This window comes from Micromonospora sp. NPDC005298 (assembly GCF_040607375.1).
Taxonomy (GTDB): domain Bacteria; phylum Actinomycetota; class Actinomycetes; order Mycobacteriales; family Micromonosporaceae; genus Micromonospora.
On sequence record NZ_JBEXGP010000017.1, the window covers coordinates 37,157 to 62,026 of the forward strand.

General features: G+C 73.4%; 31 protein-coding genes. 19 read left to right on the forward strand and 12 right to left on the reverse strand.

All coding sequences use genetic code 11. The annotated features are described in order from the left end of the window. Positions 1-5: 5 nt before the first annotated feature. Positions 6-656, reverse strand: coding sequence for a LysE family translocator (locus ABZS77_RS21580; protein ID WP_354825500.1), 651 nt, complete (start codon positions 654-656; stop codon positions 6-8). Positions 657-867: 211 nt separating this feature from the next. Between ABZS77_RS21580 and ABZS77_RS21585 the strand changes: the two genes are divergently transcribed. Continuing rightward, positions 868-1,353, forward strand: coding sequence for a DUF1992 domain-containing protein (locus ABZS77_RS21585; RefSeq protein ID WP_354825503.1), 486 nt, complete (start codon positions 868-870; stop codon positions 1,351-1,353). Positions 1,354-1,399: 46 nt separating this feature from the next. Next, entirely contained in the window at positions 1,400-1,942 is a 543-nt protein-coding gene (locus ABZS77_RS21590) for a GNAT family N-acetyltransferase (protein WP_354825506.1), read from the forward strand. On the opposite strand, the gene ABZS77_RS21595 is transcribed toward ABZS77_RS21590, so the two are convergent. Genes ABZS77_RS21595 through ABZS77_RS21605 form a run of 3 tightly spaced genes read right to left on the reverse strand, consistent with a single transcriptional unit; the run spans position 1,939 to position 3,815 of the window. Then, a complete protein-coding gene (locus tag ABZS77_RS21595; RefSeq protein ID WP_354825509.1) occupies positions 1,939-2,514 on the reverse strand; it encodes a hypothetical protein in 576 nt (191 codons plus the stop codon). The two genes, ABZS77_RS21590 and ABZS77_RS21595, sit on opposite strands and share 4 nt — an antisense overlap. Before the next feature lie 44 nt (positions 2,515-2,558). Further along, positions 2,559-3,056 (reverse strand): hypothetical protein, encoded by a 498-nt coding sequence (locus ABZS77_RS21600; RefSeq protein WP_354825512.1) that lies wholly within the window; start codon positions 3,054-3,056, stop codon positions 2,559-2,561. A 51-nt stretch (positions 3,057-3,107) separates the two neighbouring features. Further along, complete coding sequence (locus ABZS77_RS21605) at positions 3,108-3,815, reverse strand: TetR/AcrR family transcriptional regulator C-terminal domain-containing protein (RefSeq protein ID WP_354825515.1); 708 nt, start codon at positions 3,813-3,815, stop codon at positions 3,108-3,110. 110 nt (positions 3,816-3,925) lie between these two features. On the opposite strand from ABZS77_RS21605, the gene ABZS77_RS21610 reads away from it, so the two are divergent. After that, on the forward strand, positions 3,926-4,924 hold the full coding sequence (locus tag ABZS77_RS21610) for an NAD(P)-dependent alcohol dehydrogenase (protein ID WP_354825518.1): 999 nt from the start codon (positions 3,926-3,928) through the stop codon (positions 4,922-4,924). Positions 4,925-4,959: 35 nt separating this feature from the next. Here the strand turns inward: ABZS77_RS21610 and ABZS77_RS21615 are convergent, their stop codons facing one another. Further along, complete coding sequence (locus tag ABZS77_RS21615) at positions 4,960-5,799, reverse strand: helix-turn-helix transcriptional regulator (protein WP_354825521.1); 840 nt, start codon at positions 5,797-5,799, stop codon at positions 4,960-4,962. Between the two features lie 169 nt (positions 5,800-5,968). Here ABZS77_RS21615 and ABZS77_RS21620 point away from each other — a divergent pair, with 169 nt between their 5' ends. Further along, on the forward strand, positions 5,969-6,748 hold the full coding sequence (locus ABZS77_RS21620) for an SDR family NAD(P)-dependent oxidoreductase (protein WP_354825524.1): 780 nt from the start codon (positions 5,969-5,971) through the stop codon (positions 6,746-6,748). Positions 6,749-6,915: 167 nt separating this feature from the next. Here ABZS77_RS21620 and fxsT read toward each other — a convergent pair whose 3' ends face one another. Then, on the reverse strand, positions 6,916-9,105 hold the full coding sequence (gene fxsT / locus ABZS77_RS21625; protein WP_354825527.1) for an FxSxx-COOH system tetratricopeptide repeat protein: 2,190 nt from the start codon (positions 9,103-9,105) through the stop codon (positions 6,916-6,918). A gap of 138 nt (positions 9,106-9,243) precedes the next feature. On the opposite strand from fxsT, the gene ABZS77_RS21630 reads away from it, so the two are divergent. Continuing rightward, positions 9,244-9,816: a GNAT family N-acetyltransferase gene (locus ABZS77_RS21630; RefSeq protein ID WP_354825530.1), complete on the forward strand. Its 573-nt coding sequence runs from the start codon at positions 9,244-9,246 to the stop codon at positions 9,814-9,816. Here ABZS77_RS21630 and ABZS77_RS21635 read toward each other — a convergent pair. Continuing rightward, a complete protein-coding gene (locus ABZS77_RS21635) occupies positions 9,813-10,274 on the reverse strand; it encodes an HNH endonuclease (protein ID WP_354825533.1) in 462 nt (153 codons plus the stop codon). The two genes, ABZS77_RS21630 and ABZS77_RS21635, sit on opposite strands and share 4 nt — an antisense overlap. A 69-nt stretch (positions 10,275-10,343) precedes the next feature. Further along, positions 10,344-11,084, reverse strand: coding sequence for an NAD(P)H-binding protein (locus tag ABZS77_RS21640; RefSeq protein WP_354825536.1), 741 nt, complete (start codon positions 11,082-11,084; stop codon positions 10,344-10,346). A gap of 126 nt (positions 11,085-11,210) precedes the next feature. On the opposite strand from ABZS77_RS21640, the gene ABZS77_RS21645 reads away from it, so the two are divergent. After that, positions 11,211-11,696, forward strand: a complete 486-nt coding sequence (locus tag ABZS77_RS21645; protein WP_354825538.1) for an Rrf2 family transcriptional regulator — start codon at positions 11,211-11,213, stop codon at positions 11,694-11,696. A gap of 3 nt (positions 11,697-11,699) precedes the next feature. Here ABZS77_RS21645 and ABZS77_RS21650 read toward each other — a convergent pair whose 3' ends face one another. After that, positions 11,700-13,244: a glycosyltransferase family 39 protein gene (locus tag ABZS77_RS21650; RefSeq protein ID WP_354825541.1), complete on the reverse strand. Its 1,545-nt coding sequence runs from the start codon at positions 13,242-13,244 to the stop codon at positions 11,700-11,702. 161 nt (positions 13,245-13,405) lie between these two features. Between ABZS77_RS21650 and ABZS77_RS21655 the strand changes: the two genes are divergently transcribed. The 5 genes from ABZS77_RS21655 to ABZS77_RS21675 all read left to right on the forward strand — a co-directional run bounded on the left by ABZS77_RS21655 (position 13,406) and on the right by ABZS77_RS21675 (position 16,950). Then, positions 13,406-13,918 carry a SigE family RNA polymerase sigma factor gene (locus tag ABZS77_RS21655; protein ID WP_354825543.1) on the forward strand — a complete coding sequence of 171 codons (513 nt, stop codon included), beginning with the start codon at positions 13,406-13,408 and terminating at the stop codon, positions 13,916-13,918. Further along, the gene (locus tag ABZS77_RS21660) at positions 13,911-14,729 is read left to right on the forward strand and encodes a DUF4232 domain-containing protein (protein WP_354825546.1); all 819 of its coding nucleotides are present in this window, start codon (positions 13,911-13,913) and stop codon (positions 14,727-14,729) included. The genes ABZS77_RS21655 and ABZS77_RS21660 overlap by 8 nt, the downstream gene beginning before the upstream one ends. Before the next feature lie 88 nt (positions 14,730-14,817). Continuing rightward, on the forward strand, positions 14,818-15,849 hold the full coding sequence (locus tag ABZS77_RS21665; RefSeq protein ID WP_354825548.1) for an aldo/keto reductase: 1,032 nt from the start codon (positions 14,818-14,820) through the stop codon (positions 15,847-15,849). After that, positions 15,846-16,352 (forward strand): DUF664 domain-containing protein, encoded by a 507-nt coding sequence (locus ABZS77_RS21670; RefSeq protein ID WP_354825550.1) that lies wholly within the window; start codon positions 15,846-15,848, stop codon positions 16,350-16,352. The genes ABZS77_RS21665 and ABZS77_RS21670 overlap by 4 nt, the downstream gene beginning before the upstream one ends. 25 nt (positions 16,353-16,377) lie before the next feature. Continuing rightward, on the forward strand, positions 16,378-16,950 hold the full coding sequence (locus ABZS77_RS21675) for a GNAT family N-acetyltransferase (protein ID WP_354825553.1): 573 nt from the start codon (positions 16,378-16,380) through the stop codon (positions 16,948-16,950). Here the strand turns inward: ABZS77_RS21675 and ABZS77_RS21680 are convergent. Next, entirely contained in the window at positions 16,947-18,179 is a 1,233-nt protein-coding gene (locus tag ABZS77_RS21680) for an MFS transporter (protein WP_354825556.1), read from the reverse strand. The genes ABZS77_RS21675 and ABZS77_RS21680 overlap by 4 nt on opposite strands. Positions 18,180-18,247: 68 nt before the next feature. On the opposite strand from ABZS77_RS21680, the gene ABZS77_RS21685 reads away from it, so the two are divergent. From ABZS77_RS21685 to ABZS77_RS21710, 6 genes are all read left to right on the forward strand, one after another. After that, a complete protein-coding gene (locus ABZS77_RS21685) occupies positions 18,248-18,763 on the forward strand; it encodes a MarR family transcriptional regulator (RefSeq protein ID WP_354825559.1) in 516 nt (171 codons plus the stop codon). A gap of 54 nt (positions 18,764-18,817) precedes the next feature. Continuing rightward, positions 18,818-19,333 (forward strand): DUF2087 domain-containing protein, encoded by a 516-nt coding sequence (locus ABZS77_RS21690; RefSeq protein ID WP_354825561.1) that lies wholly within the window; start codon positions 18,818-18,820, stop codon positions 19,331-19,333. A 52-nt stretch (positions 19,334-19,385) separates the two neighbouring features. Continuing rightward, a complete protein-coding gene (locus tag ABZS77_RS21695; RefSeq protein ID WP_354825564.1) occupies positions 19,386-19,862 on the forward strand; it encodes a MarR family transcriptional regulator in 477 nt (158 codons plus the stop codon). A 77-nt stretch (positions 19,863-19,939) separates the two neighbouring features. Continuing rightward, the gene (locus tag ABZS77_RS21700; protein WP_354825567.1) at positions 19,940-20,356 is read left to right on the forward strand and encodes a DUF6069 family protein; all 417 of its coding nucleotides are present in this window, start codon (positions 19,940-19,942) and stop codon (positions 20,354-20,356) included. Between the two features lie 45 nt (positions 20,357-20,401). Beyond that, positions 20,402-20,911: a GNAT family N-acetyltransferase gene (locus tag ABZS77_RS21705; protein WP_354825570.1), complete on the forward strand. Its 510-nt coding sequence runs from the start codon at positions 20,402-20,404 to the stop codon at positions 20,909-20,911. Positions 20,912-20,984: 73 nt separating this feature from the next. Beyond that, positions 20,985-21,410, forward strand: coding sequence for an Hsp20/alpha crystallin family protein (locus tag ABZS77_RS21710; RefSeq protein WP_354825765.1), 426 nt, complete (start codon positions 20,985-20,987; stop codon positions 21,408-21,410). 29 nt (positions 21,411-21,439) lie between these two features. On the opposite strand, the gene ABZS77_RS21715 is transcribed toward ABZS77_RS21710, so the two are convergent. Then, a complete protein-coding gene (locus ABZS77_RS21715; RefSeq protein ID WP_354825572.1) occupies positions 21,440-22,459 on the reverse strand; it encodes a YafY family protein in 1,020 nt (339 codons plus the stop codon). Between the two features lie 96 nt (positions 22,460-22,555). Between ABZS77_RS21715 and ABZS77_RS21720 the strand changes: the two genes are divergently transcribed. Continuing rightward, positions 22,556-23,554 (forward strand): tyrosine-type recombinase/integrase, encoded by a 999-nt coding sequence (locus tag ABZS77_RS21720; protein ID WP_354825575.1) that lies wholly within the window; start codon positions 22,556-22,558, stop codon positions 23,552-23,554. 29 nt (positions 23,555-23,583) lie between these two features. Then, on the forward strand, positions 23,584-24,429 hold the full coding sequence (locus tag ABZS77_RS21725) for an LLM class flavin-dependent oxidoreductase (protein WP_354825578.1): 846 nt from the start codon (positions 23,584-23,586) through the stop codon (positions 24,427-24,429). Between the two features lie 16 nt (positions 24,430-24,445). On the opposite strand, the gene ABZS77_RS21730 is transcribed toward ABZS77_RS21725, so the two are convergent. Continuing rightward, positions 24,446-24,817, reverse strand: coding sequence for a VOC family protein (locus ABZS77_RS21730; RefSeq protein WP_354825580.1), 372 nt, complete (start codon positions 24,815-24,817; stop codon positions 24,446-24,448). Positions 24,818-24,870: the final 53 nt, after the last annotated feature.

Sequence of the window (24,870 nt, forward strand, 5' to 3'; positions counted from 1 at the left end):
GTCGGTCAGGGCGTGGCGACGGCGGCGCGGGAACGGTCGGCGGCGATGCGCACGGCCAGCGCCGCGAGGGCCGTACCCGTCACCCACCGCTGCACCCGCAGCCACACCGGCCGGCGGGCGAAGAACCCGGCGAGCGTGCCGGCGCTGAGCACGATCAACGCGTTGACGCTCAGCGCGACGGTGATCTGGGTCAGGCCCAGCAGCAGGCTCTGTGCCGCCACGTGCCCGCGCGCCGGGTCGACGAACTGCGGCAGCAGCGACACGTACAGGATGGCGATCTTCGGGTTGAGCAGGTTGGTGACCAGGCCCATGGTGAACAGCCGGCGCGGCCCGTCCGGCGGCAGCGGCGCGGGCGCGAAGGGCGACCGCCCACCCGGACGTACCGTGCGCCACGCCAGCCACAGCAGGTAGCCGGCGCCGGCCAACTTCACCACCGCGTACAGGGTGGGCACCAGCACGAACACGGCGGCCAGGCCGGCGACCGCCGTGGCCAGGTAGACGCCGAACCCGGCGGCCACCCCGAGCAGCGAGATCAGGCCGGCGCGGCGGCCCTGCGCCACCGAGCGGGAGACCAGGTAGACCATGTTCGGGCCTGGCGTGAGCACCAGCCCCAACGCCACCAACGCGATGCCCAGCAGCGCACCCGAACCCACCATGACAGTTCCCCCGTCCCACCGCCGTCTGGACCGACCGTAGGCCGGGGGTGACCGGGTTGTCCCAGGCCACCTGACGGGCCGTGGCCTCGGATCCGGTCACCGGGGCGTAAACCGTCGCGGCGGGAATGGCCCGGGCCGCGTCCGCGCTGATCGGTTGAGTGTCGGCCGGCAGGCGGCGGCGCGTTACGGTGGCCGGGGGAGGTGCCGCAGGGTGACCGAGGCGTGGGACGCGGCGGTGGAGGCGCAGATCCGGGGAGCCGTGCAACGCGGCGAGTTCGACAACCTGCCCGGCATGGGCAAGCCGATCCCCGGGCGCGGAATGCCGTACGACGAGTCGTGGTGGATCAAGAGTTTCCTGGAGCGCGAGAAGCTGCCCAGTGACCTGCTGCTGCCCACCCCGCTGCAACTGCGTCGCCGTGTCGAGCAGGTCCCCGACGAGGTCCGGGACCTGCCCACCGAGCAGTCCGTGCGGGACTTCGTGGGGCAGCTCAACACCCAGATCGTGGCGTGGCTGCGCAACCCCGAGGGTCCACGCGTGGCGGTCCGGCCGGTGAACGCCGACGAGGTGGTCCGCCGCTGGCGCGCCGAGCGTGCCGGACCCGAGATGGGCACTCCCGCCGTCGAGCCGGTGACCGCCGTCGCCCCACCACGCCGTACGCGCCGGAGCTGGTGGCTGCGCTGGTGGCGCCGGGGCTGAGCGCACCGGGGCACCCGGATCGGGCTCGCGGCGGCAGACTGTGCGGATGCTGATCGAGCTACGGGCGCCTGCCGTTCCCCCGGCACGGGAACTCGCTCTGCGCCCCTGGTGCGCCGACGACCTGGACGCCCTCGTGGCCGCGTACCGGGATCCGGTGTTGCGGCGGTGGACCCGTGTGCCCGTGTCGAACGCCGCCGAGGGGCGGCGGTGGCTGGACCGGGCGCGACGGGACCGCGACGACGGCCGCCGGTACAGCTTCGCCGTCCTCGAGGACGACCCGGACGGCCCGCGGCTCGTGGCGAACGTGGTGCTCAAGTACCCCACGCCGCACGGCCCGACGGCCGACGTGGGGTACTGGACGGCGGCGTGGGCCCGCGGTCGCGGAGTCGCGCCCCGGGCGGTCGTCGCGCTCAGCGGGTGGGCGTTCGACCGGTTTCCCGGCCTGACCAGGCTCGACCTGCTGCACCAGGTGGACAACGTGGCGTCCTGCCGGGTGGCGGACAAGAGCGGGTACGCGTTCCAGGAGGTGCTGCCGGCCCGGCCGCCGTTTCCGCTGGACGGTCACCGGCACTCGCTGCACGCCGCCTAGTCCACGGCGGCCCGCCACGTCCACGAGGTGCGCCGTGCACGGCCCGGCAGGTCACCGCGACCGGTCATCCAGAGCAGCACCTCGGGGGCGGCGCCGCTCGGGGCGTCCGGGAAGAGCCGCCGCAGCACCAGCGTGCTCAGCCGGCGGGGCGGCTGCCACGGCACGCCGAGGCCGAGGGTGATGTCGTGCGTGTGCAGCAGCGTCTCGGCCACCCCCATGGCGGCGAATCCCGCCGGGTCGCAGGGCCCGTAGTGCCAGGCCCGCGCGTCCGGCGCGGCCACGTCGACGGCGGTGGCGAGCAGGCCGGCGCAGGCCCGCACGACGGTGAGCACCTGCGCCGGGCGCGCGGTGGGGGAGACCCGCAGGTCGTACGGGAGGTAGCCGTCGTGCGGGCTGACGGTGACCTGGCCGGCGTACGCGAGCAGGTCGTGCGCGACGTGCGCGGCGGTGGTCCAGCAACTCCACGTCAGCGTCCCGGCCGGCGTCGACCAGTCGCGCTCGTGGTGCGGGTGCAGGACCCGTGTCATCTCGTCGGCCGCCGTGAGCACGTCGGCGCCGGTCACCGCTGGCATCCGTCGACCCTGGCAGGGGCTCGACGAGGGTGCAACCGCAATCGTCAGCCGGGATGCGAGTCGAGGCGGTCCGTCGAACCCGCCGCCAACGCCTGGTCGACGTGTTCGATGCCCGCGCGGACCAGGTCGCCGTACGGGTCGGCCGGCAGGTGCGCGGCGTGGCCACGGGCGGTGTCCAGGTGTGCCCGGGCGCGGGTGGTGTCGCCGAGTCGGCGGTGCACGTCGGCGAGGTTCAGGTGCAGCGACGGCAGGAAGCCCCGCACCTGCAACGCGCGGTCGTACCGCGTGGCGCGGTCGTCGGTGAGGTCGGCGGCGGCGGCGAGCGCGCGTTCGTCCCACAGCAGTTCGGCGGCTGCGGTGTCCTGGAGGTCGGCGAGGTGGTGGGCGAGGGCGCAGCGGTGCAACGCGTCGCCGGCCGGGCCGATGTCGTCCCAGAGCGCGGTGAGCTGTTCCCGTGCCCGCGTCGGGTCGCCGCGGTGGCCCAGCTGCACCGCCTCGATGATGCGCGTCATGGTCGGGTCGGGCGTCGCCTGGTCGTCCATGCCCTGGATGCTGGGGCCTCGACCCGGTCGAGGGTCAAACCGCCGGTGGTGTCACCGGACGCGGTGCGACGAGGTCCAGCCCTGCTGTCGCAGCCGGTCGATGCCGTCCAGCAGCAGGTCCAGCGCGAACTCGAACTCGAACTGGTCGTCGCAGCCCGACCCGACGGTGGACGCGTCGTCGTGCGAGGCGGCGGCGGAGATCTCCGCGAGGTGCGGGAACCGGGCGGCGATCTCGGGCGGGAACCCCGTGGGCGCGTCGACCTCGGCCACCCCGGTCTGGCCGGCGCGGCGCGAGGCGTCGAACAGCTCCTGACTGAAGCCCAGGATCCGACTGCCCATCGCGTGCATGACGTGGTGGGCGAGATCGGTGGAGAACCCACCGGCTCGCAGCGTGGCCACCACCGAGTCGAGGTAGGCCAGGACGGCCATCGTGGCCATGTTCCGCGACTCGATGGCCAGGGGCGCCCACGGGTGCCGGATCAGCATCTGCCGTGCCGAGAGGATCCGTAGGCGGACGGACTGCTTCCAGTCGGTGTCCTGACGCGGCGGGTCGATCTCGCCGACGACGACGTCGATCATGCCGTCGAGCAGTTCGTCCTTGTTGGCCACGTGCTTGTACAGGGCCATCGGCACGACACCCAGGTCCTGGGCCAGATTGCGCATGCTGAGGGACTGGATGCCCGTCGCGTCGGCGAGCGCGACGGCGGCGAGCAGGATCCGATCCCTGGTCAGCGGCGTCCGGTGCAGCGTGTCAGCCATCGTCGTCCTCGTCTTCCGGCGGCGGTTGAAACCATAACCGCCTTGACAGGTGTACGGCGTACACCTACCGTCGTCCTCAGGTGTACGCGGTACACCTGAGGGGAGGGGTGATGAGAGCGATCGTCCAGGATCGGTACGGCCCGCCGGAGACGCTCACGCTCGCGGACGTACCCGCGCCGACGCCCGCCGACGACGAGGTGCTGGTGCGGGTGGAGGCTGCCGCGCTCAACGCGTACGACTGGCATGCCATGCGGGGCGACCCGCGACTGGCGCGACTGGCCATGGGCCGCTCGGCGCCCCGGGCCCGCATCCGTGGCCGGGACTTCGCCGGCCGGGTCGAGGCCGTCGGCGCCCACGTCCGCCGACTCCGCCCGGGGGACGCCGTCTTCGGCGACCTGGGCGAGGCCAACGGCGCGCTGGCCGAGTACGTGTGCGTGCCCGAGAACCTGGTCGCGACCCGGCCGGCGAACCTCACGTCGGCGCAGGCGGCAGCCCTGCCACTGGCCGGCGTCACCGCGCTCATGGGCCTGCGCGACGTCGGGCGGGTCGAGCCCGGCCACCGCGTGCTCGTCAACGGCGCGTCCGGCGGCGTCGGCACCCTCGCCGTCCAACTGGCCACGCTGCTCGGCGCGAGCGTCACCGGCGTGTGCAGCACCCGCAACGTCGACCTGGTGCGCTCACTCGGCGCCGACCACATCGTGGACTACACCCGGGAGGACTTCACCGACGGCTCCCGCCGCCACGACGTCGTCCTGGACCTGGTCGGCAACCGTACGCTCACCGCGCTGCGGCGGGCGCTGACGCCGACCGGGACGCTTGTGCTCTCCGGCGGTGGCACGTACCGCGGCGGCAGCCTCGTCGGTCCGGTCTGGCTGCTCGCCCGAGCGCGGCTGGTGGCGCCGTTCGTCCGGCACCGTGTCGTCACGCTCACCGCGACACCCAGCCTCCCGCACCTGGAGGCGCTGCGCGCCCACGCCGAGGCCGGACGGCTCGTCCCCGTCATCGACCGCAGCTACCCGCTGTCCGAGACGGCCGACGCGATCAGGTATCTCGAAGGCGAACACGCGCGCTCGAAGGTCGTCATCACCGTCCGCGACACCGGACGCTGACCACGGCCGTCGTGGCTGCTCCGCGAACGGGGGCGCTAGCCGACGAGTGTCTGGACGCCGAGGGTGGTGATCAGTGCGAGACGTTCGGCGTCCCCGGTGCCGGGTTCGGCGGTGTAGACCATGACGCGCAGGTCGCTGCCGGCCACGGTGAGGATGTCGCAGTCGAGGGTGACAGCGCCGACGTGCGGGTGGTGGATCGTCTTGCGGGCGGCCTCGTGCTGACCGGCGATGCCGGTGTTCCACAGCTCGGCGAACCGGTCGCTGTGTCCGAGCAGGTCAGCGACGAGCTGGTGGAGTCGCTGGTCGGCCGGGTAGCGGGCGGTGGCTGTGCGCAGGTCGGCGATCAGGGCGCTCTGCAGGGCGTGCCGTGACTGTGGGGTGTGCCGCACCCGGTCGCCGGGGTCCAGGAAGGTGCGCCACACCGCGTTGCGCTGGTGGCCGCGCCATCCGGACGGGTCACCCATGAGGGCGGCGTACGGCGGGTTGGCCAGAAGGAGTGTCCAGGCGGCGTCGAAGACGGCGACAGGGGTGTGGGTCAGCCGGTCCAGTACCCGCTGCACGCCGGGTGTGAGGTGGGCGGGCACGCTGTCCGGTCCCGGCGGCTGGAGCCCGCCCAGCTGGAAGAGGTGCGCGCGCTCAGGGCCGGACAGCCGCAGAGCCCTGGCGAGGGCTTCGACGACCTGACGCGACGGGCTGGTGGCGCGGCCCTGTTCGAGTCGGGTGATGTAGTCGACCGAGATCCCGGCCAGCTGGGACAGCTCCTCACGTCGAAGCCCGGGGGTACGCCGCTGGCCGCCGACGGGAAGTCCGGCGGCTTCGGGTGAGACCCGCTCGCGCCACCGACGCAACGCCGGCCCGAATTCCCTCGTTGCCATGACTGCAAGTGTGCTCGCTCCGACTCCAGCCACCCTGGTACCGGCGTTCCCAGGAAGACCTGACGTCTGGCTGCTCGTCCGGCCGTCTCGCAGGCTTGTGGCAGGAGAGCGGAAGGGCCCCGGGCGATGACCGCGGCGCCAGGGCCGACCCCAGAGAGAAGGAAGATCAGTGAACAAGCTCGCACTCGTCACCGGCGCCACCTCCGGCATCGGCAGGGCCTTCGCCGAACGCCTGGCCGCCGACGGCCACCAGCTGGTGATCGTGGGCCGGCGCAGGGACCGCCTGGAGGAGTTCGCCGCCGCGCACCCCGACGTCGAGGTCAGGACCGTGGCCGCCGACCTGTCCACCACCGCGGGCATCGAGGCGGTCGCCGAGATCTGCGCCGCCGAGCCGCTGACGATGCTCGTCAACAACGCCGGCGTCGCCCACTACATGCCGCTGGCGCAGCTCCCCGCCGACAAGGCCGCCGAACTGGTCAACGTCAAGGTCCTCGCCCCCACCATGCTGACCCGCGCCGCGGTGGCGGGCATGCAGGAACGCGGTGCCGGCACAATCATCAACGTGGCCGGCATGATCGCCTTCAGCGGCCCGGCCCCGCACTCCCAGATGCCCCGACGCGCCGTCTACGGCGGCAGCCTGGCCTACCTCGTCGCCATCTCCCAGATGCTCGGCGCGGAGCTGGAGGGCACCGGCGTCACCGTGCAGGTCGTGTGCCCGGGGGTGGTGGCCACCGAGTTCCACGAGCGCCAGGGCCTGGACATGAGCGGGGTGCCCCGCATGACGGCCGACGACGTCGTCGCCGCCAGCCTGCGCGGCCTGGAACTGGGCGAGACCGTGTGCGCCCCGGGCGTCGAGGACGCCGGCCTCCTCGACGCGGTCTTCCGGGCCGACCTCGCCGCCTTCGGCGCGCAGCGCCCCGAGCTGGCCACCCGCTACCGGGTGGCCTGAACCGGTGTCGTGCGCCGATCAACGTCCCGTCTCGGTGGATTATCGGGTTACCGGTAACGGTTATTCAATAATTGACCGTACAAATGGGGCGTAACGGCGGGACACCATAATGACAGTTCTTGTGCGTAAGGGTTCAGGATGGTGTGACGGCAGGATGCCGACCCGCCCTAGGCGCCGGTGTCGCCGGAGGTGAGGCGCCGGGCCAACGCGACGGTCTCCGGATGGTCGGCCCCCAACACGCGCGTACGACGGTCCCGGGTGTCCTCGTCCAGAGCGTGTGCCTCCTGTGGACTCCCGTCGCGGCGCAGGATGTCGGCCAGGACGACAGCCGCGTGCAGGGTGCTGCGGTGGTCGGGGCCGAGGGTCCGCCGGAGCGCGGTGAGGGCCCGGCGGCCAAGCGTTCTCGCCTCGTCCAGTTCTCCGATGTTCGCGAGGTCGCGCGCGAGATGGAAGGTCGTCGTCAGGGTCTCCGGATGGTCCTGGCCCAGCACGGCAGCCCGGCGCGTCAGGGTCTCGCGGTGCAGGGCCCGCGCATCTTCGTGTTCGCCCAGCTCGGACAGCCGGTCGGCCAGATTGTCGGCGGCCCGGAGGGTGGCGGGATGATCGTCACCGAACACCTGCCGCAGGCGCCCGAGTGTGTCGTGGTTCAGCTGCCGGGCCTCCTCGTGTCGCCCGACGTCGGCCAGGGCCCTGGTGCAGTTGCCGGCGGACAGCAGCGTCTCCGGATCGTCCGGGCCGAACAGGCGTCGCAGCCGCGCGAGCGTGTCCAGCTCGAGGTCCAACGCCTCGGGGTGCGCCGGTGGCAGTGTCGCCGCCTGCCGCCGGGCCGCCCGCAGGACGTCGAGGTCGTCGTCGCCGAGTGAGCGGGACCATCTCTCGCGGGCGGACCGGGCGAGGTCGTTCGCCGATGCGCCATGCCCGGACAGTTCCAGATAGCGGGCGGCATCCAGCACGACGCTCCGGTAATCCTGGCTTCCGACGTCGGCGGAGTCCGGCGGCCCCAGTCGCAGGTGCACCACGAGGTGGGCCGTCAGGATGGACCACGCGCTCCAGGCCGTCACCGCCGCGGGTTCGCCGGGCCGGTTCGCGGCCAGCAGGTCACCGACCGCCCGCCACCGCCTGTTGCGCTCCCGTGGGGTGAGCAGGTCACGCACCACCGCCGCCGTCGTGCGGTGCACCACGACAGCGCCGCCGTCCGCGTCGAGCCGTACCAGGCCGAACTCCCGGAGCCGACCCACCGACGACCTCAACCGCACCGGCGAAGCCTTCTCAGACGGCAGGTGGGCGAGCCAGGTGAACGGGATCGGCTCGGAGCCGAGGAGCGCGCACAGTTTCAGCACGCTGACCGCGAGCGCGTCCTGGACCGCGAGGCGTTCCACGGAGATCGCGACCACCGCGGCCAACGACAGGTCGTACCCGACGGGTCTGCCGTGACCCAGGATCTCCGTCGCGTGGGTCCCGATCGCGTCGACGTACTCCCGCGGCCCCATGCCGGTCGCCACCATGAACCCGGCCGCCTGCGCCACCGCCAGCGGCAGGTCGCCGACCGCGTTCGCGACCGCGTCGGCGTCCCACGGGCTGATGCCGCTCAGGTGGGCCGTCAACAGGGAGATGGACTCGGCCCGGGAGAAGACGTCCACGTCGATCACCGCTCCCAGCTGGCTCCAGTGATTGGCCCGTGAGGTGATCAACACCTGGCCGGGACCGTCGGGTATCGCCCGCGACGCCAGCTCGACTCCCGGCATGTTGTCGAGGACGACCAGCCAGCCGCTGTGGCTGCGCAGCCACGCCAGAGCCCTGTCGGCGGCATCCTTGACCAGCATGTCCTCGGTCGCTTCGCCCACCTCGACGGCCAGCGCGGAGAGTTGTTCGGCAACCAGCGCAGGCTGTTCGGCGGCTATCCACCAGATCAGCGAGAAGCGGTCCTGGAACCGGTGCGCGTACTCGACCGCCACACTCGTCTTGCCGGACCCGCCGATGCCGTACAGGCAGACCACGGATGACATGAGTCGGAGTTGCAGGTCGTCCAGGATCTGCTCCCGGCCGGTGAACAACGGATTGCGGTTCGGCATGCGACGCGGGGCGACCTGAACGTCAGGCGACACCACCGGCCCGTCGGTCGCCGCCGGGTCGGCGGTGTCGGGCGTCCGGCGTGGCCACAGCAACGTGACCTCGAACCCGACGCACGCCAGGGTGACCAGGCCCAGGGTCAGCCACGGGTTCTGGCGTACCAGGTCGAGGGCTCTCGGCCAGCGGTCCTGGTCGGTGGCCGCGTTGGCGGCGAGGCCACCGAGGGCGGCCAGGATCGGCACACCGGCCACGACCCATCCGGCGGAGCGGCGACCATCAGCACCCATGGACGAATCCCTTCGCGGCATCGTCCCGTCATCCAACTCTACGTACGGTCCGCTGTCACGGTTGGTCACCAGCTCGTCCGGCTACCCGAGGGCCCCCGACCGTTCCGGGGCTGCCGGTCGTCGCCCTACGATCGCCTGATGTTCCAGCCGACATACCCGATCCGTACGCGGCGGCTCACCCTGCGACCGTTCACCGTGGACGACCTCGACGACGTGTACGCGTACCAGAGCCGGCCCGATGTCGTCCGCTGGATGCTCGGGGCCGAGCCGCGTACCCGTGAGCAGTCGAGGGTGTCGGTGCTCGCCATGGCCGGCGAGGACGCGCTCCGCGCCGAGGGTGAGTGCCTGACGGTGGCCGTGGTGCGTGACGGTGGGGTGATCGGGGCCGTCGAGGTGGTGTGGCGCAGCGCGCGTGACCGTACGGCGGAAATCGGGTACGTCTTCCACCCCGCTCACGGCGGGCGCGGGTTGGCCACCGAGGCTGTCGCGGCGATGGTGGGCTGGGGATTCGACGAGGTCGGGCTGCACCGGGTCTTCGGTCGGTGCCATGCCCGCAACGAGGCGTCCGCACGGCTGATGGCCCGGGTCGGGATGCGTCGGGAGGCCCACCACGTGCAGAGCTACCTGTTCGACGGGGAGTGGGCCGACCAGCTCGTCTTCGCCGTCCTGGCGAGCGAGTGGCGAGCTCGGACCGCGCGGGGCCGGGACTAGGAACGGCCGTACGTGGCGCGGGCCTGGGCCACCTCGGCCGCCTCGCGTTCGCGCCAACGGCGCTGGGCCTCGCTGTTGCACGTCCGGCAGACCCGCCGGTAGCGGCCGGTGGCCGGGTCGAGCTCACGGTCGTGACCGTTGCGGCACTGTGCCGTCTGGGTGCGTCCGCGGCAGGCGTCGGCGCGGCTGACCTGGCGCAGGTGTGTGGGCTCGATGCAGTCGGCGGCGCCGCAGGTCTGGTCGACGTCGAGGGTGGGGTCGTACCCGCCGACGAGGACGACGTACGCGGCGATGTGCGCCCAGGCCCGACCGGCGACCTTCTGGTGGACTCCCCGGCGCGGTCCGTAGCCGTGGATGACGAGGCAGCCGTTCCCGGTGCGGTGCGAGCGCTCCAGCAGGTACGCGCGCAGTGACTCCTCGGTGTGGTACCGGGATAGACCCTTCACCGCCGAGAGCACGCGTGTCACCGTACCCGCGCGTCGCGGCGGCGGTCGAGCGCCGCCGCCGCGGGACGCGGGCGGGGACGCTCAGGCCTGGCGGGTGAGCCAGTCCCGGTAGGAGGTCGGCGCGATGACGGCGTCGCCGGCGGAGATGAGGACGTCGCCCGGAACGGCGGCGAACATGCCGGCGTTGTCGTCGGTGGTGACGGTGCGCTCGTCGCCGCGGGCGGCGAGGGTGATCCGCCCCAGGTCGTCGAGGGTGAAGACGTCGGGGCCGGCGACGTTGCGGACGCCCCGCAGCGGCGCGCCCTGGGTGACGTCGGCCACGGCCTGCGCCACGTCGGCGGCGGCCATCGGCTGCACGGGGGTGGCGGGCAGGCGGACCGTCCTGTCGTCGGCGGTCCAGGACAGGATCGCGTCGACGAACTCGAAGAACTGGGTGGCGCGGACGATCGAGTACGGGATGGGTCCGGCCCTGAGGATGTCCTCCTGGAGGACCTTGGCGCGGTAGTAGGCCAGGTCGGGCACCTGGTCGGCGCCGACGATGGACAGGATCACCGCGTGGCCCACGCCCGCGCGGTCGGCGGCGGCGAGCAGGTTGTCCATGGTCGTCCGGAAGAAGGCGGGGGAGGCGTCGTCGAAGGTCGGCGAGTTCGTCAGGTTGACCACGACGTCGGCGCCCGTGAGCGCGTCGGACAGCCCCTGCCCGGTGAGCAGGTCCACCCCGGTGGACGGCGAGAGCGGCACCGCCTCGTGTCCGGCGGTCCGCAGGATCCTGACGACCTGCGACCCGATGAGACCGGTACCGCCCAATACGGCGATCTTCATGTCCAGCACCCTTCCTCGGTGTTCGGCCCTCGTGCGGCGCGGACGCCGATACTCGGACCTTTCTTGTCCGCGAACTATACTCGGATAAGTTAAGTCCGGGTAACGGGGTGTGGCTAGGGTGAGGTCATGAAGATGTCCGGCGGGGTCGAGTGGGCGCTGCACTGCTGCGTCGTCCTCACGGCCAGCAGCACCCCGGTGCCGGCGGCCAGGCTCGCCGAGCTGCACGACGTCTCCGGCAGCTACCTCGCCAAGCAGTTGCAGTCCCTGGCCCGCGCCGGCCTGATCCACTCGGTGCAGGGCAAGTCGGGCGGTTACGTGCTGACCCGCGCGCCGGAGAGCATCACTCTGCTCGACGTGGTCCGGGCCGTCGACGGCCCCGGCCCGGCCTTCGTCTGCACGGAGATCCGCCAGCGGGGTCCGCTGGCCACCCCCGCCGCCGACTGCACCGGGGCGTGCCCGGTCGCCCGCGCCATGTGGGCGGCGGAGGACGCGTGGCGTCAGGCACTCGCCGCCGTCACGATCGCCGACCTGGCCCGCGACGTCGACGTCGACTCCGGTCCCGAGGCGCTGGTCAGCGTCAGCACCTGGCTCACCGGCGACCGGGACACCTGAGCGTCAGCCGGTGTGGCGTACCTCGGTGTCCCAGATCCGCGCCCACGGACGCCGCAGCCCTCGGCACACGAAGATCGGGCCACCGTTCTCGTCGTTGTCCACCTCGACCCGCTGGTCCACCCGACCGGCGAGCGCGCACGAGTCGAACCATGCGGTCAACGGCTCGGGACGCTCCCAGCCGACGGCGATGACGACGTCTGCCCCGGCCGGCGGCCGGCCGAAGTCGACCATGCTGTTGTGCCCCGAGTAGGCGCGGGGGAGACCACGGGCCGGACCGTAACGGGCCACCGCACCGGCCTCGCCGTAGTTGCCGGTGAGGATGACCGCCCGGGCGCGTTCCTCGGCCGGTAGGCCGCGATGGACCGCGGCCAGCGAGTCCGTGAACGCCGGCCAGCCGATCGTCTCACCGGCGTCGTAGTTGACGTTGACCACGAAACCGGGCAGGCGGTCGGCCGGCAGCACCGGCAGCAGCAGCACGACGGTGGGCAGCAGGAACGGCACCGCGCCAGCGACGAGCAGCCCGCGCCGCAGCCGCACGGACCCCCGCGCCGCCCACGCCGTGGTGACCACCGCGCCGGCCGCGGTGAGGGCCAGCAGCAGAGGCGCGTCGTAGTAGCCCTTGCCGCCGGCGACCAGCACGATGCCGACCACCACCAACCAGGACCAGCCCACCGCCCGGTACGCCCGCCACCGCGGCCACCGCAGCAGCGCGACGAGACCGGCGATCCAGATCGGCACCGCGTATGGGCTGATGATGACGAACTGGAGGGTGAACGCGTCGAGGCGGCCGCTGTAGGAGCTGTCACCGTCGGCGATGGAGGCCGCCACGCCGAGCTGCGGGAAGCCGTGCGCGGCCTGCCAGATCAGGTTGGGCGCGGCCAGCAGCAGGGCGATCGCGGCCGCGGCGAGCACCCACCGGTCGCGCAGCAGCCGGCGGGGCCCGGCGATCAGTACCCCGGCGACCAGGCCCACGGCCAGCAGCGCGGGCAGCAGTTTGCTGAGCATGCCCACGCCGAGTGCCAGCCCGATGCCGAGGGCCCAGCGACTGTCACCGGTGCGCAGCAGCCGCACCGCGCACCACACAGCGACCAGCCAGACCAGCAGGTCGACGGTGGTGGTGCTGAGCAGGTGACCACTGGCGAGCACGATGCCGGACAGCGCGGCGAGGACCGCCGCGAACGTCTGCGCGCCCCGGCCGGCGCCCAGTTCGCGGGCGATGGCCGCGACCATCAGGACCGCGCCGCCGGCCAGCACCGCCGACGGGGTACGCAGCACCACCAGGTTGCCCGGCGCGATCGTGTCGAGCAGCCGGGCCAGCGCCGGCACCAGGAGACCCTGGTCGACGTACCCCCAGTCCAGGTGGCGGCCCGCGAGCAGGAAGTACAGCTCGTCGCGGTGGTAGCCGTAGCGGCCGGCGAGCAGCAGCAGTGTCACGCTGGTCGCGGCGGCCGCCAGCCACGGACCGAGGGCGCGCGGGCCCGGTGTCCCGGGCGAGGCCGTCACGACCGGCCGATGGGGACGGTCGACGGCGACGGCGGGTTCGCTCACCCGCTCATCATCGCCCCGCGACCCGCCGCGTGGCTGCCCCTGGCCGGTGGTGTCGCCGTCCGGACATGACGAGAATCGGGTTCGGCGGAACTTCGGCCGCGGCCTGGGCGTGAGTGCGGTGACCATCGACGGGGACGCCGGGAGGGCGGGGGGCGAAGGGGATGTTGCATGCCGACGAATTCGATGAGTTCTACACCAGTACGTATCGCCGGCTGGTCGGTCAGCTGTACGCGATGCTGGGAGACCTGAGTGAGGCGGAGGACGCGGTTCAGGAGGCGTACTGCCGTGCGTGGCAGCGACGGTCGAAGTTGAACGAGTACGACAATCCCGAGGCGTGGGTCCGTACGGTCGCCTACCGCATCGCGGTGAGCAGTTGGCGCCGGACGAGGAACCGCCTCGCCGCCCACCGGCGGCACGGCCCGCACCAGCCGGTCGAACCGGTCGACACCGGAGACCTGGACCTGGTGGGCGCCCTCTCGGGCCTGCCGTACGAGCAGCGGCGGGTGCTGGTGCTGCACCACCTGGTCGGTCTGCCACTGGCCGACATCTGCCGGGAGACCGGTTCGCCACTGGGGACGGTGAAGTCCCGGCTGGCCCGTGGCCGGCAGGCGCTGGCCCAGCACGTCGCCGAGTTCAGGGGCACCGCTCACGGAAGGATCTCGGAAGATGTCTGACCCGCATGAGATGCCCCGGGGAGCGCCCGCGTTCGACCGGAGGTTGGCGGAGCTGGCCCGATCGGCGGCGGCGGTGGCGCGCCCGGAGTCTCCGGGGGATGTGCGACGACGGGCCGGACGCCGTACGGTGCGTCGCCGGGTCGGCACCGGGGCCCTGGCGGTGGCGGTGCTGGGCGCCGTCGTGGCGGGCGGGATCCTTCGCGCGGCCCCGGGCAACGACGTACCGCCGGCGGTGACGCCCTCGCCGGTGGCCCCGCCGAGCAGCACGCCGACGCCCACCGTGGAGTCGCCCTCGGCGAGCACCTCGCCACCGTCGTCGACGTCGCCGGCCGGGACCGTCGGCGCCCGACCGCCGGGCACGTCCGACTCGGCGCCGGGCCGGTGCACGACGGCGAACCTGACGGTGACGCTCGGCGCGCCGGACTCCGCGAGCGGACACCGCGGCGTGGCTGTGGTGTTCCGCAACAGTGGCAGCACCACCTGCCGGCTGACCGGCTACCCGGGGATCGACGCCCTGGGCGGTGACGGCAGGACGCTGGCGCACGCCGAGCGCACACCGCGCGGGTACCTGGGCGGCGCGGCGCGGGGGTCGCGGCCCGCGACCGTGACGCTGCGCCCGGACGGGGTCGCGTCGGCGCTGGTGGAGGCGCAGGCGTTCGGCGCCGACGGCGCCTCGTGCACGCCGTACGCGCGCCTGCTGGTCACGCCGCCGGACGACGTCCGGTCGGTGCGGCTCGGATGGGACACCGACAGTTGCGGTGACCTGGAGGTGCACCCCGTCGTCCCGGGTGCGACGGGCCGCTCGGGCTGAGTGGGCGCGGCACCGTCGCGGCGGTGCCGGGTGCGGGTGGCCGGCTCAGGTGCGAAGATCGGCTTCGTCACTCGGACGGAAGGACGACATGCGCTATCGCACTCTGGGCGCCACCGGCACGGTGGTGTCGACCCTGTGTCTGGGCACGATGACCTTCGGGGCGGAGACCGACGAGGCGGGCAGTTTCGCCCAGCTGGACCGCTTCGTCGACGCCGGCGGCACCGTCATCGACACCGCCGACGTCTACTCCACGGGTGTCTCCGAGGAGATCGTCGGCCGGTGGCTGCGGTCGCGGCCGGAGCTGCGGGACAGCCTCGTCATCGCCACGAAGGGGCGGTTCCCGATGGGCTCCGGCGCGAACGACGCCGGTCTGTCCCGGGTGCACCTCACCCGTGCGCTCGACGCCAGCCTGCGACGGCTCGGTGTCGAGGCCGTCGACCTGTACCAGGCGCACGCCTGGGATCCGCTGACCCCGCTGCCGGAGACGCTGCGGTTCTTCGACGACGCCGTGCGCGCCGGCAAGATCCGCTACGCGGGGGTCAGCAACTTCACCGGCTGGCAGTTGCAGAAGGCGGCCCTGCTCACCCAGCACCTCAACCTCACTCCGATCGTGACGCTGCAACCGCAGTACAACCTGCTGGCCCGGGAGATCGAGTTCGAGCTGGTGCCGGTCTGCGAGAACGAGGGCATCGGCATCCTGCCGTGGTCACCGCTGGGTGGCGGCTGGCTGACCGGCAAGTACCAGCGCGACAGCACCCCCACCGGCGCCACCCGCCTCGGTGAGAATCCGCAGCGCGGCGTCGAGGCGTACGCCGGTCGCAACGGCGACGAGCGCACCTGGCGGGTGCTCGACGCGGTCGCCCGGGTCGCCGGGGAACAGGGCGTGTCCATGTCGGCGGTGGCGTTGGCCTGGTTGGCGGCCCGACCGGCGGTCACCTCGGTGATCCTCGGCGCGCGCACCATCGAGCAGCTCGAGGACAACCTGACCGCCGCCGACCTGGTCCTGGACGCCGCGCAGATGCGACTGCTGGACGAGGCGAGCGCCCCGCCGGTGGGTGACTACCCGTACGGCGGCGCGGGCGTGCGCCAACGTGCCCGTGACCTGCCGGCCGCACCGTGATCCCCTTCCCCGAGCCCACCGCCCCGGCCGGCAGCCGCGCCGAGGTGCTCCTGCGCTACCTGGACTACTTCCGCGAGTCGGTGGTGGCCAAGGTGTCGACGCTGGACGAGGCCGAGTTGCGACGCAGCCGGCTGCCGTCCGGGTGGACCCCGGTGGACCTGCTCACCCACCTGCGCCACGTGGAGCTGCGTTGGATCGAGTGGGGCTTTCAGGGCCGGGACGTCGCCGAACCGTGGGGTGACCGCCGCGCGGACCGCTGGTACGTGGCCCCGGACGTGACCCGCGCGGACCTGGTGGCGGCGCTGCGGGCGCAGGGCGCGCACACCACGGCGGTGGTGACGGCGCACGACCTGGCGGAGATCGGCGCGCCTGGTCCACGGTGGAACGGCGCCGACCCGGCGTCGCTGGAGCGGGTGCTGCTCCACCTGGTCCAGGAGTACGCCCGCCACCTCGGTCACCTCGACGTCGTCGCCGAACTGGCCGGCGGCCCGACCGGCGAGTGAGGCGGTCGGCCCCGACAATGGGCCGATGCCGCTGCTCGTCGCGCCCGCCCTGCCCGCCGGGAGTCTCGCCACCCAGGAGCAACCCCACCTTCCGGTACGCGCCGGGCTGTCGCTGCGGCCGTGGCGCGACGACGACGCCCCGGCCGTACGCGTCGCCTTCGACTGCCCGGCGATCCAGCGGTGGCACGTCCGTCGGCTGGACAGCGACGAGGAGGCGCGGGCGTGGACGGCACAGTGGGCGACCCGTTGGCGTGCCGAGACGGACGCCAGCTGGGCGATCGTCGACGCCGGCGACCGGCCGGTCGGTCAGGTGGGACTGCGGGGGGTGCTGCTGAGCGAGGCGACGGCGGACGTGTCGTACTGGGTGGTGCCCGCCGCGCGCGGTCGGGGGATCGCCGCCGGGGCGCTCGACGCGCTGACCGGGTGGAGTTTCACGCGGGCCGGGCTGCACCGGCTGGCTCTGGAGCACTCCACCGCCAACGCGGCGTCCTGTCGGGTGGCCGCGCGGGCCGGCTATCGCGCGGAGGGTGTGCGCCGCGAGTCGGTTCGTCACGCCGACGGGTGGCACGACATGCACCTGCACGCACGGCTCGCCTAGCGCACACCGGCGGATTCGGCCGGTTGCGGGTGCGGGGCCACCGGCCAGGTGAGTCGGCGTACGCCGGGCACGAGCGCGGTGCCGGCGCAGGCAGCGAGGACCAGCAGGCCGGCGACCGCGAGCGGGACGGGCGCGCCGAACGCGTCGGCGGCCAGCGGCGCCAGCGCGTAGCCCAGCGGCATCGCGGCCAGGGACACCAGCCAGTCGTACGAGGTGACCCGGGCCAGGACCTCCGGCGGGAACTGGTGCTGCACGACGGTCTCCCACACCGGGTTGAGGTAGCCGAGGGCGGTCAGCGCCACGGCGTACGAGACGATCACCGCTGCGGCGGGTGCGGCGACGGCGAGCAGGAACAGCGGCGCGGCGTAGCAGGCGAGCCCGAGGTTGGCCATCAGCACCGGGCGGCGCAGCCGGACCCGCCCGGCCAGCAGTGAACCGGCGAGCATGCCGATGGCGCCGGCCTGCAACAGCAGCACCCAGGTCGCCTCACCGCCGAGACGGTCGATGGCGACGGCCGGCCCGAGGGTGGTCAGGACGGCGGCGGCGCCGTTCCAGACGCCGTGCCCGAGCAGGCTGGTCCAGAACCAGTCGCGGGCGCGTACCTCGCCGAAGCCGTGCCGTAGGTCGGCCAGGACCGAGCGGCGGGGTATCGGCACGTGGCGGACCCGCACCAGGACGAGCAGGGCGGCGCTGAGCGCGAACGACGCGCCGTCGATGACGAACGCCCAGCCGGGTCCGGCGACCCAGATCAGCGCGCCGGCCAACGCCGGGCCGAGGAGTCGGCTGGAGTTGGCGGTCACGCCCATCAGCGCGTTGGCCTGTTGCCGTTGGGCCGGTTCGACGGTGCCGGCGACCAGGGGGGACGCGGTCGGTATGGCGAACGCCGACGCGATGCCGCCGAGCGCGGACGCCACCACGACGGTGGCCATCGACGGGTCGCCGCTGAGCAGCTGCACGCCGACGGCCAGTTGGGTCGCGCAGCGGATCAGGTCGGCCAGCAGCGCGACGCGACGGGCGTCGAACCGGTCGGCGACGACGCCACCCAGTGGCAGCAGGAGCAGGCGGGGGACCATCGCCGCGGCGAGGACGAGGGCCAGCGCCGCGGTGGAGCCGGTGGCGCGCAGAACGGCGAGTGCCAGGGCGGCGGGCACCACGGCGTCGCCGAGCGCGGAGACGGTCCGGCCCAGGAACAGCAGCCGGAAGGATCGCGTACGCAGGGGGTGAGCCATACCGGCAACATACTTCGACGCCGAACCTTTCGGCAATGAATATTTCGGCACTGAGGTAAGCTGGGGCGGTGAACCCCACCCCGGACATCGTCGACCGGCACATCGAACGCTGGCTCCCCGTGGTGCCCGACCTCGACGCGGACATCGAGGGCGCGGTCGTCCGGATGATCCACGTGACCCGGCACCTGCGGGCGGTCAAGGAACGCGTCCTGGCCGACCTCGACCTGCCCGCCCACGAGTACGACACCCTGCACGCGCTGGCCGGGCGGGGCGGCCGCGCGGCACCCTCGGAACTCGCGGCGGACCTCGCGGTGGCGCCCGCCTCGATCACCGCACGCGTCGACGCCCTGCTCCGGCGGGAGTTCGTGCGCCGGACTCCGTCCACGAGCGACCGTCGGCGGGTGGACGTGGCACTCACCGACGCCGGGCGGGCGGCCTGGCAGGCGGCCATGGAGGTCCAGGGCGACGAGGAGCACCGGCTGCTCGGCGCGCTCACCCCGACCGAACGACGCCGCCTGTCCGACCTGCTGCGTCGGGTGCTGCTCGTCGCCGAGCAACCCACCGACGCGCCGACGACCGGCTGAGCGGCGAGGGAAATCGCCTGGCGGCCCGCGTACCCCTTTGAGAGGGTGACCGGCGTGACTGCGGATGCTGTGGCCGGGGCGCTGGCAGACGACGGGCGGCGGCGGATCTTCGCGGCGATCGTGCTGGGCGCGACAAGCGCAACCCAGGTCGCGCAGCGGACCGGACTGGCGGCGCGGGTGGTGCTCACCGGGGTCCGCCGGCTCACCGACGCGGGTCTCGTCACCGGCGCGGACGGCGCGCTCGCGCCCGACGAGGCGTCGTTGCGGGAGGCCGCCCGCGAGCGTCGCCCGGCCGGCGACGCCGACCCCGACGGCGACCCGGTGCTGCGCACGTTCCTGCGCGCCGGCGCCCTCGTGGGTCTGCCCGCCCAACGCGGCCGGCGGCGGGTGCTGCTGGCGCACATCGCCGAGCGGTCGTTCGAGGCGGGCACCCCGTACCCCGAGCGCGCCGTCGACGAGGCGCTCAAGCCGTGGTGCGCGGCGGGCGGGTCGGACCACGTCACGCTGCGCCGCTACCTGATCGACGAGCGGTTGCTGACCCGCGAACAGGGCATCTACCAGCGGCCCTGATCGTCCGCCGCGCGAACCGTCTCGTCGCGGAGCATGTTGCTAGCCTCCGTGCATGACCTCGTGTACGCCCGCCGACGGCCCACCCGACCTGCTGTTCCTGCTCTCCTGGGCGAGCCACGCGTTGCAGACCGAACACGCGGCGGGTCTGGCCGAGCTGGGCATCTCGCCGCGCGCGCACTACGTGCTGGCGCAGGCCGCCACCGGCGAGCTGACCCAGCGGGAGATCGGGGAGCGGTGCGGGGTGGACAAGACCACCATGGTCGTCACGCTCGACCAGCTGGAACGGGCTGGGCTGGCCGAACGCCGCCCGGCCCCGACGGATCGCCGCGCCCGCCTGGTCGCAGTGACACCGGCGGGGGAGCAGGTCCTGCGACAGGCGCGGCAGGTCGTCCGGCGCATCCAGGACGACCTGCTGGCCACCCTGCCCGAGCGGGACCGAGAGCAGTTCATGCGCGCCCTCCTGGCGCTGGTGAACGGACCCCTCGCGCACACCTCCCCGTACGCGCCGGGCGCCCGCTCCGGCTGTTGATCCGGTAACAGATAGTCTCGCACAAGACTATCTGCTACGGTCTTACTCGTTCGCCTTCCCTTGAACGAGGAGCCGTCATGAGCGCTACCACCGTCCCGGCCGCCCGCACCACCTCGCCGCTGCGCCGCCGCGCGCTGGGCGTCGCCGTGGCCGTCCTGGCCTGCCTGGCCATCTGGTCGATCGGCGCGCTCGCCGGCGTCGACTACACAGTCGAGAGTCCCGGTCAGCCCGCCATGGTCATCGGAGCGGGTGCGATCGTCGTGGTCGCCCTGGGCGTCTCCCTGCTCGGCTGGGCGGCGCTGGCGCTGCTGGAACGGTTCGCCCCGCGGATCGCCCGTCCGCTCTGGATCTCGCTCGCCGTCGTCGTGACGGCGTTGTCCTTCCTCCCCCTGGCGGGCGTCGAGGCCGACGGCGGCGCCAAGGTCGCCCTCGGCGCGACGCACGTCGCCGTGGCGGTCGCGCTGATCGCCCTGCTGCCCCGCCGCCGCGGGTGACCGCGCCCGGCTGAAACGGGTTGACCGGGCCGGAATGATCATCAGGTGACCACCACTGGGCCCACCTGGGTGACCGCGACCGTCCGACCCGGCCATCCCGACGCGGCCCGGCTGCTGCGCGAGTACATGACGGAGATGGTGGTGCGCTACCACCGCCGCCCCGCCCGTCCCGGCGAGGTGGACGCGGCGCTGGCCGAGATGCCGAGCGACGACCTGGCTCCGCCGGGCGGGCTGCTGCTGGTCGCCCACCACGGGGGCGATCCGGCCGGCTGCGCCGGACTGCGCTGGCACTCCGGCTGGGCCGAGTTGACGCGGGTGTTCGTCCGCCCCGCGCACCGGGGCGCCGGTGGGGGCGCCGCGCTGCTGGCCGCTGTCGAGCAGCGGGCACGGGCGGCCGGGGCGACCCGGATCCGGCTCGACACCCGCCACGACCTCGTCGAGGCCCGCGCCCTGTACGTCCGGCACGGGTACGTCGAGATCCCGGCGTACTCGCACGGCCCGTACGCCGAGCACTGGTACGAGAAGCAGTTGACGGACGCCCCTTCGAGGCGCTAAATAAGAAGAGGAAGTTGAGTCACCCCGGCTCAACTCGACACCTTCGGCCAGGAGAACCGAGGAGGGCATGACCATGTTGATGCGTACCGACCCGTTCCGCGAGATCGACCGGCTCGCCGAGCAGTTCTTCGGTACGGCAGCTCGTCCCGCGATGATGCACCTGGATGCCTACCGCGACGGCGACTACTTCTACGCCACGTTCGACCTGCCCGGCGTCGACCCGGACACCATCGACTGCACCGTCGAGCGCAACGTGCTCACCGTCCGCGCCGAGCGGCGCCGCCCCTCCGGCGACGGCGTCGAACTGGTCGCCGCCGAGCGCCCGATGGGCACCTTCACCCGGCAACTGTTCCTGGGCGACACCCTGGACACCGACAAGCTCGAGGCGGGCTACGAGCACGGGGTGCTGACGTTGCGCATCCCGGTGGCCGAGCGCGCCAAGCCCCGCCGCGTGAGCATCACCGCCAACGGCGACGCACGCCGGCAGATCAACGCCTGAGCACAGCACGGCCACGGCGGCCGGTGCCTCTAACCGGAGGCACCGGTCGCCGGCTGCGGTGCGCGTACCCCGTCGGCGCGTGGATAGAGCGCGGCGAGCGCATGCGCGGTCCCGGCGACCCGGTCGCGCAGCTCGGCCGGGGCGAGCACCTCGACCTGCGCGCCGAGCTTGAGCACCTCGACGCAGCCGTGCCGGACCGACTCGATCGGCAGGGTCGTGGTGACCCAGCCGTCCGCGTCCGGGGAGCCGGCGTTCTCGTGCGCCGCGCGGCTCATCGCCGGTGGCAACAGGTACGTCGTCTGCGCCAACGCCGCGACGGTCATCCGCACCCGGGCCTCGGCCCGGTACACGCCGCGCTCGTACCGCGCGGCGTGCTCCCGCCAGCAGTCCGCCAGGTCGAACCCGTCCGGCCGGTCCGCGGGCTCGTCCAGCACGACCAGCTCCAGGATCGCCCCCACCCGGTAGGTGCGGACCTGCCCGTCGGCGGCGGCGACCAGATACCAGCGGCCGGCCTTGAGCACCACACCCAACGGGTCGAGGGTCCGGGCCACCTCCCGGGGCGTCTTCCACCTCCGGTACCGGAGGTGGATCCGACGGTCCCGCCACACGGCGTCCGCCAGCGCGGCCAGGTGCGGGGTCGGCTCCGGCTCCCGGAACCAGGTCGGCGCGTCCAGGTGGAACCGCTGCCGGATCCGCGCACCCCGGTCGGCGAGATCCGACGGCAGCGCCGCGCGCAACTTCAGCTCCGCCGTGGCCAGCACCGAACCCAGCCCCAGCTCGGCGGCTGGACCGGGTACGCCGGACAGGAACAGCGCCTCGGCCTCGCCGGCCGTGAGCCCGGTCAGGCGTGTCCGGTAGCCGTCCAGCAGCTGGTAGCCGCCGGCGGGACCGCGCTCGGCGTACACCGGCACACCGGTCGCGCCCAGCGACTCCACGTCGCGGTACACCGTCCGCACCGACACCTCGAGGGCCTCGGCCAGCTCGGCGGCGGTCATCCGCCCTCGGGTCTGCAGGAGCAGCAGCAGGGACACCAACCGGCTGGCACGCACCGCCCGACGGTAGCCGCCGCACCCGTACGCCCGCGCCCCGGCGGCCCTCGGCGCGCCTGCGGCGCAAACCCACCCGATGCTGAGAACCTTTTTCACATGGTGTCCTCCGACGCTCCGGCGCTCGCCCGACCCACCGCCCGGCCGGCCCTGCCCGACGGGCCGGTCGACGTCACCGAGGCGTGGCTGCGCAACCGCCGGCTGTCCGAGCACACCCGCGACGCCTACCGGCGCGACGTCACCGGCTGGCTCCACTGGTGCGCCGAACGGGACCTCGACCCGTTGCGGGCAACCTTCCTGCACGTCAACGAGTACGCCCGGGCGCTGGAGTCCACGGTCGCCGCCCACAGCGGCCGGCCACTGACCCCGGCGACCGTGGCGCGGCGGCTCTCCGCGCTGTCCAGCTGGTACGACTTCCTGGTCAAGCTCGGCGGGGTGCCCGCCAACCCGGTCTCCGGCGCGGACCGGCCCCGCGTCGACCGCGACCACTCGGCCACCGTCGGCCTGACCCCCGAAGAGGTCGACGCCCTGCTCAGCGCCGCCGACGCCGACACCGGCCCGACCGCCGCGCGCAACCGGGCGGCGATCGCGCTCCTGGCCGACCTGGGCCTGCGGGTCGGTGAGCTGGTCTCGCTGGACCTGACCGACCTCGGCAACGAACGCGGGCACCGCAGCGTGCGCTTCGTCGGCAAGGGCGGCAAGCACCGTCGCCGCGCCCTCACCCCCGGCACCGGGTACGCGGTGGACGCGTACCTGGCGCAGCGGGCCGCCGCCGCCGGCGTGCCCGTGGCGCAGCTGACCGGACCCCTGCTGGTCACCGCCAGCGGCTCCCGGCTGGACCGGCACTCGGTGTTCCGGATGGTCCGCCGCCTCGCCCGCGCCGCCGGCATCCCGGCCTGGGCGAGGCTGTCCCCGCACTCCCTGCGGCACGCGTTCGCCACCACCGCCCGGTCGGAGGGGGTCCCCCTCGAGGACGTGCAGGACGCGATGGGCCACGCCGACCCGCGCACCACCCGCCGCTACGACCGGGACCGGCACAACCTCGACCGCGACCCGGCGTACGCGGTGTGGGCCGCCCGGTCCCGTCGACGCGGCTGACCGTCGCACCCGGGCCGTAGGTTCGGCCGATGAGACACGGTCTGGAGATCCCCTGTGGTGGCGGTGCCGTCGAGGTGTCCACCCTGGTCGAGTTGGGTGAGCTGGCCGAGCGCGCCGGATGGGACGGGGTGTTCCTGGAGGACTATCTGATCCACTACCACGGCGACGAGCCGTCCACCTACGACCCGTGGCTGGTGCTGGCCGTCATCGCCTCGCGCACAGAACGGGTGCGCCTGGGCACCACGGTCACCGCGCTGCCCCGGCGCCGCCCGGCGAAGCTGGCCCGCGAGGTGCTCACCCTCGACCAGCTCAGCGCCGGGCGGGCCACCGTGGCGGTCGGTGTCGGCGACCCGGGCGACCGGGGCCTGACCGCGTTCGGCGAGCCGACCGAGGTGGCCGTGCGGGCCGCCATGCTCGACGAGGGCCTGGACCTGCTGACCGGCCTGCTCAGCGGCGAGCCGGTCCACCACCGGGGCGTGCACTACCGCGCTGACGGCGTGGCACTGCGACCGGCGCCGGCGCAGTCGCCCCGGGTCCCGGTGTGGGTCGGCGGCAGCACCCAGGCCGGCGCGGTACGACGCCGCGCGGCCCGCGCCGACGGCATCGTGCCGTACAAGCTCACCGACACCGACGGGTGGTCCGACTTCACCCCCGACGAGATCCACGACCTGGTTCGCGCCCTGCCACCGACCCGCGCCGACGGCCAGCCGTTCGACGTGGCGATCGGCGGCCGTCGGCGCGGGTCGGACGAACGCGCCGAGCGGGCGCACCTGCGCGAGGTGGCCGCCGCCGGGGCCACCTGGTGGCTGGAGTACGTCCCGGTCGGTGACCCGGCGACGATGCGTGCCGCCGTGGCCCGGGGTCCGCTGCGCTGACCGTCGACCCGCCCGGTCAGCTCTGCGGACGGGGGCAGATGCAGAACGGCTGGCCGATCGGGTCGACGAGCACGACCCACCGTTCGCCGCCGGGCTGGAACTCCGGCTTCGACGCCCCGGCGGCGACGAACTCCTTCTCGGCCGTGGCCAGGTCGTCGACGTAGAGGTCCAGGTGGTAGCGCTTGCCACCGGACGGGTCCGGCCAGGACGGCGGCTGGTAACCCTCCACCAGACCGAAGCCGATCGAGACGTCACCGCTGGTGATCATGGCGTACTCGGCTTCGCTGTGGGTGATGTCCCAGCCCAGCGCCCGGTGGTAGAAGGCGGCGTGCGCGGCGGGGTCGGAGCTGTCCAGGTTGACCATCGCGAGGTCGGCGGTTGTCGTCATGGTCGCAGTCTCACCCGCCCTACCTGTCATCCACTGTCAGGTACGTCGGCGTT

What these genes read in the sequence shown, in the direction of transcription:
- ABZS77_RS21580 (WP_354825500.1), bottom strand. Translation starts at nt 656, where the DNA reads ATGGTGGGTTCGGGTGCGCTGCTGGGCATCGCGTTGGTGGCGTTGGGG.
- ABZS77_RS21590 (WP_354825506.1), top strand. Translation starts at nt 1,400, where the DNA reads ATGCTGATCGAGCTACGGGCGCCTGCCGTTCCCCCGGCACGGGAACTC.
- ABZS77_RS21595 (WP_354825509.1), bottom strand. Translation starts at nt 2,514, where the DNA reads ATGCCAGCGGTGACCGGCGCCGACGTGCTCACGGCGGCCGACGAGATG.
- ABZS77_RS21600 (WP_354825512.1), bottom strand. Translation starts at nt 3,056, where the DNA reads ATGGACGACCAGGCGACGCCCGACCCGACCATGACGCGCATCATCGAG.
- ABZS77_RS21605 (WP_354825515.1), bottom strand. Translation starts at nt 3,815, where the DNA reads ATGGCTGACACGCTGCACCGGACGCCGCTGACCAGGGATCGGATCCTG.
- ABZS77_RS21610 (WP_354825518.1), top strand. Translation starts at nt 3,926, where the DNA reads ATGAGAGCGATCGTCCAGGATCGGTACGGCCCGCCGGAGACGCTCACG.
- ABZS77_RS21615 (WP_354825521.1), bottom strand. Translation starts at nt 5,799, where the DNA reads ATGGCAACGAGGGAATTCGGGCCGGCGTTGCGTCGGTGGCGCGAGCGG.
- fxsT (WP_354825527.1), bottom strand. Translation starts at nt 9,105, where the DNA reads ATGGGTGCTGATGGTCGCCGCTCCGCCGGATGGGTCGTGGCCGGTGTG.
- ABZS77_RS21630 (WP_354825530.1), top strand. Translation starts at nt 9,244, where the DNA reads ATGTTCCAGCCGACATACCCGATCCGTACGCGGCGGCTCACCCTGCGA.
- ABZS77_RS21640 (WP_354825536.1), bottom strand. Translation starts at nt 11,084, where the DNA reads ATGAAGATCGCCGTATTGGGCGGTACCGGTCTCATCGGGTCGCAGGTC.
- ABZS77_RS21645 (WP_354825538.1), top strand. Translation starts at nt 11,211, where the DNA reads ATGAAGATGTCCGGCGGGGTCGAGTGGGCGCTGCACTGCTGCGTCGTC.
- ABZS77_RS21655 (WP_354825543.1), top strand. Translation starts at nt 13,406, where the DNA reads ATGTTGCATGCCGACGAATTCGATGAGTTCTACACCAGTACGTATCGC.
- ABZS77_RS21660 (WP_354825546.1), top strand. Translation starts at nt 13,911, where the DNA reads ATGTCTGACCCGCATGAGATGCCCCGGGGAGCGCCCGCGTTCGACCGG.
- ABZS77_RS21665 (WP_354825548.1), top strand. Translation starts at nt 14,818, where the DNA reads ATGCGCTATCGCACTCTGGGCGCCACCGGCACGGTGGTGTCGACCCTG.
- ABZS77_RS21675 (WP_354825553.1), top strand. Translation starts at nt 16,378, where the DNA reads ATGCCGCTGCTCGTCGCGCCCGCCCTGCCCGCCGGGAGTCTCGCCACC.
- ABZS77_RS21680 (WP_354825556.1), bottom strand. Translation starts at nt 18,179, where the DNA reads ATGGCTCACCCCCTGCGTACGCGATCCTTCCGGCTGCTGTTCCTGGGC.
- ABZS77_RS21695 (WP_354825564.1), top strand. Translation starts at nt 19,386, where the DNA reads ATGACCTCGTGTACGCCCGCCGACGGCCCACCCGACCTGCTGTTCCTG.
- ABZS77_RS21700 (WP_354825567.1), top strand. Translation starts at nt 19,940, where the DNA reads ATGAGCGCTACCACCGTCCCGGCCGCCCGCACCACCTCGCCGCTGCGC.
- ABZS77_RS21710 (WP_354825765.1), top strand. Translation starts at nt 20,985, where the DNA reads ATGTTGATGCGTACCGACCCGTTCCGCGAGATCGACCGGCTCGCCGAG.
- ABZS77_RS21720 (WP_354825575.1), top strand. Translation starts at nt 22,556, where the DNA reads ATGGTGTCCTCCGACGCTCCGGCGCTCGCCCGACCCACCGCCCGGCCG.
- ABZS77_RS21725 (WP_354825578.1), top strand. Translation starts at nt 23,584, where the DNA reads ATGAGACACGGTCTGGAGATCCCCTGTGGTGGCGGTGCCGTCGAGGTG.
- ABZS77_RS21730 (WP_354825580.1), bottom strand. Translation starts at nt 24,817, where the DNA reads ATGACGACAACCGCCGACCTCGCGATGGTCAACCTGGACAGCTCCGAC.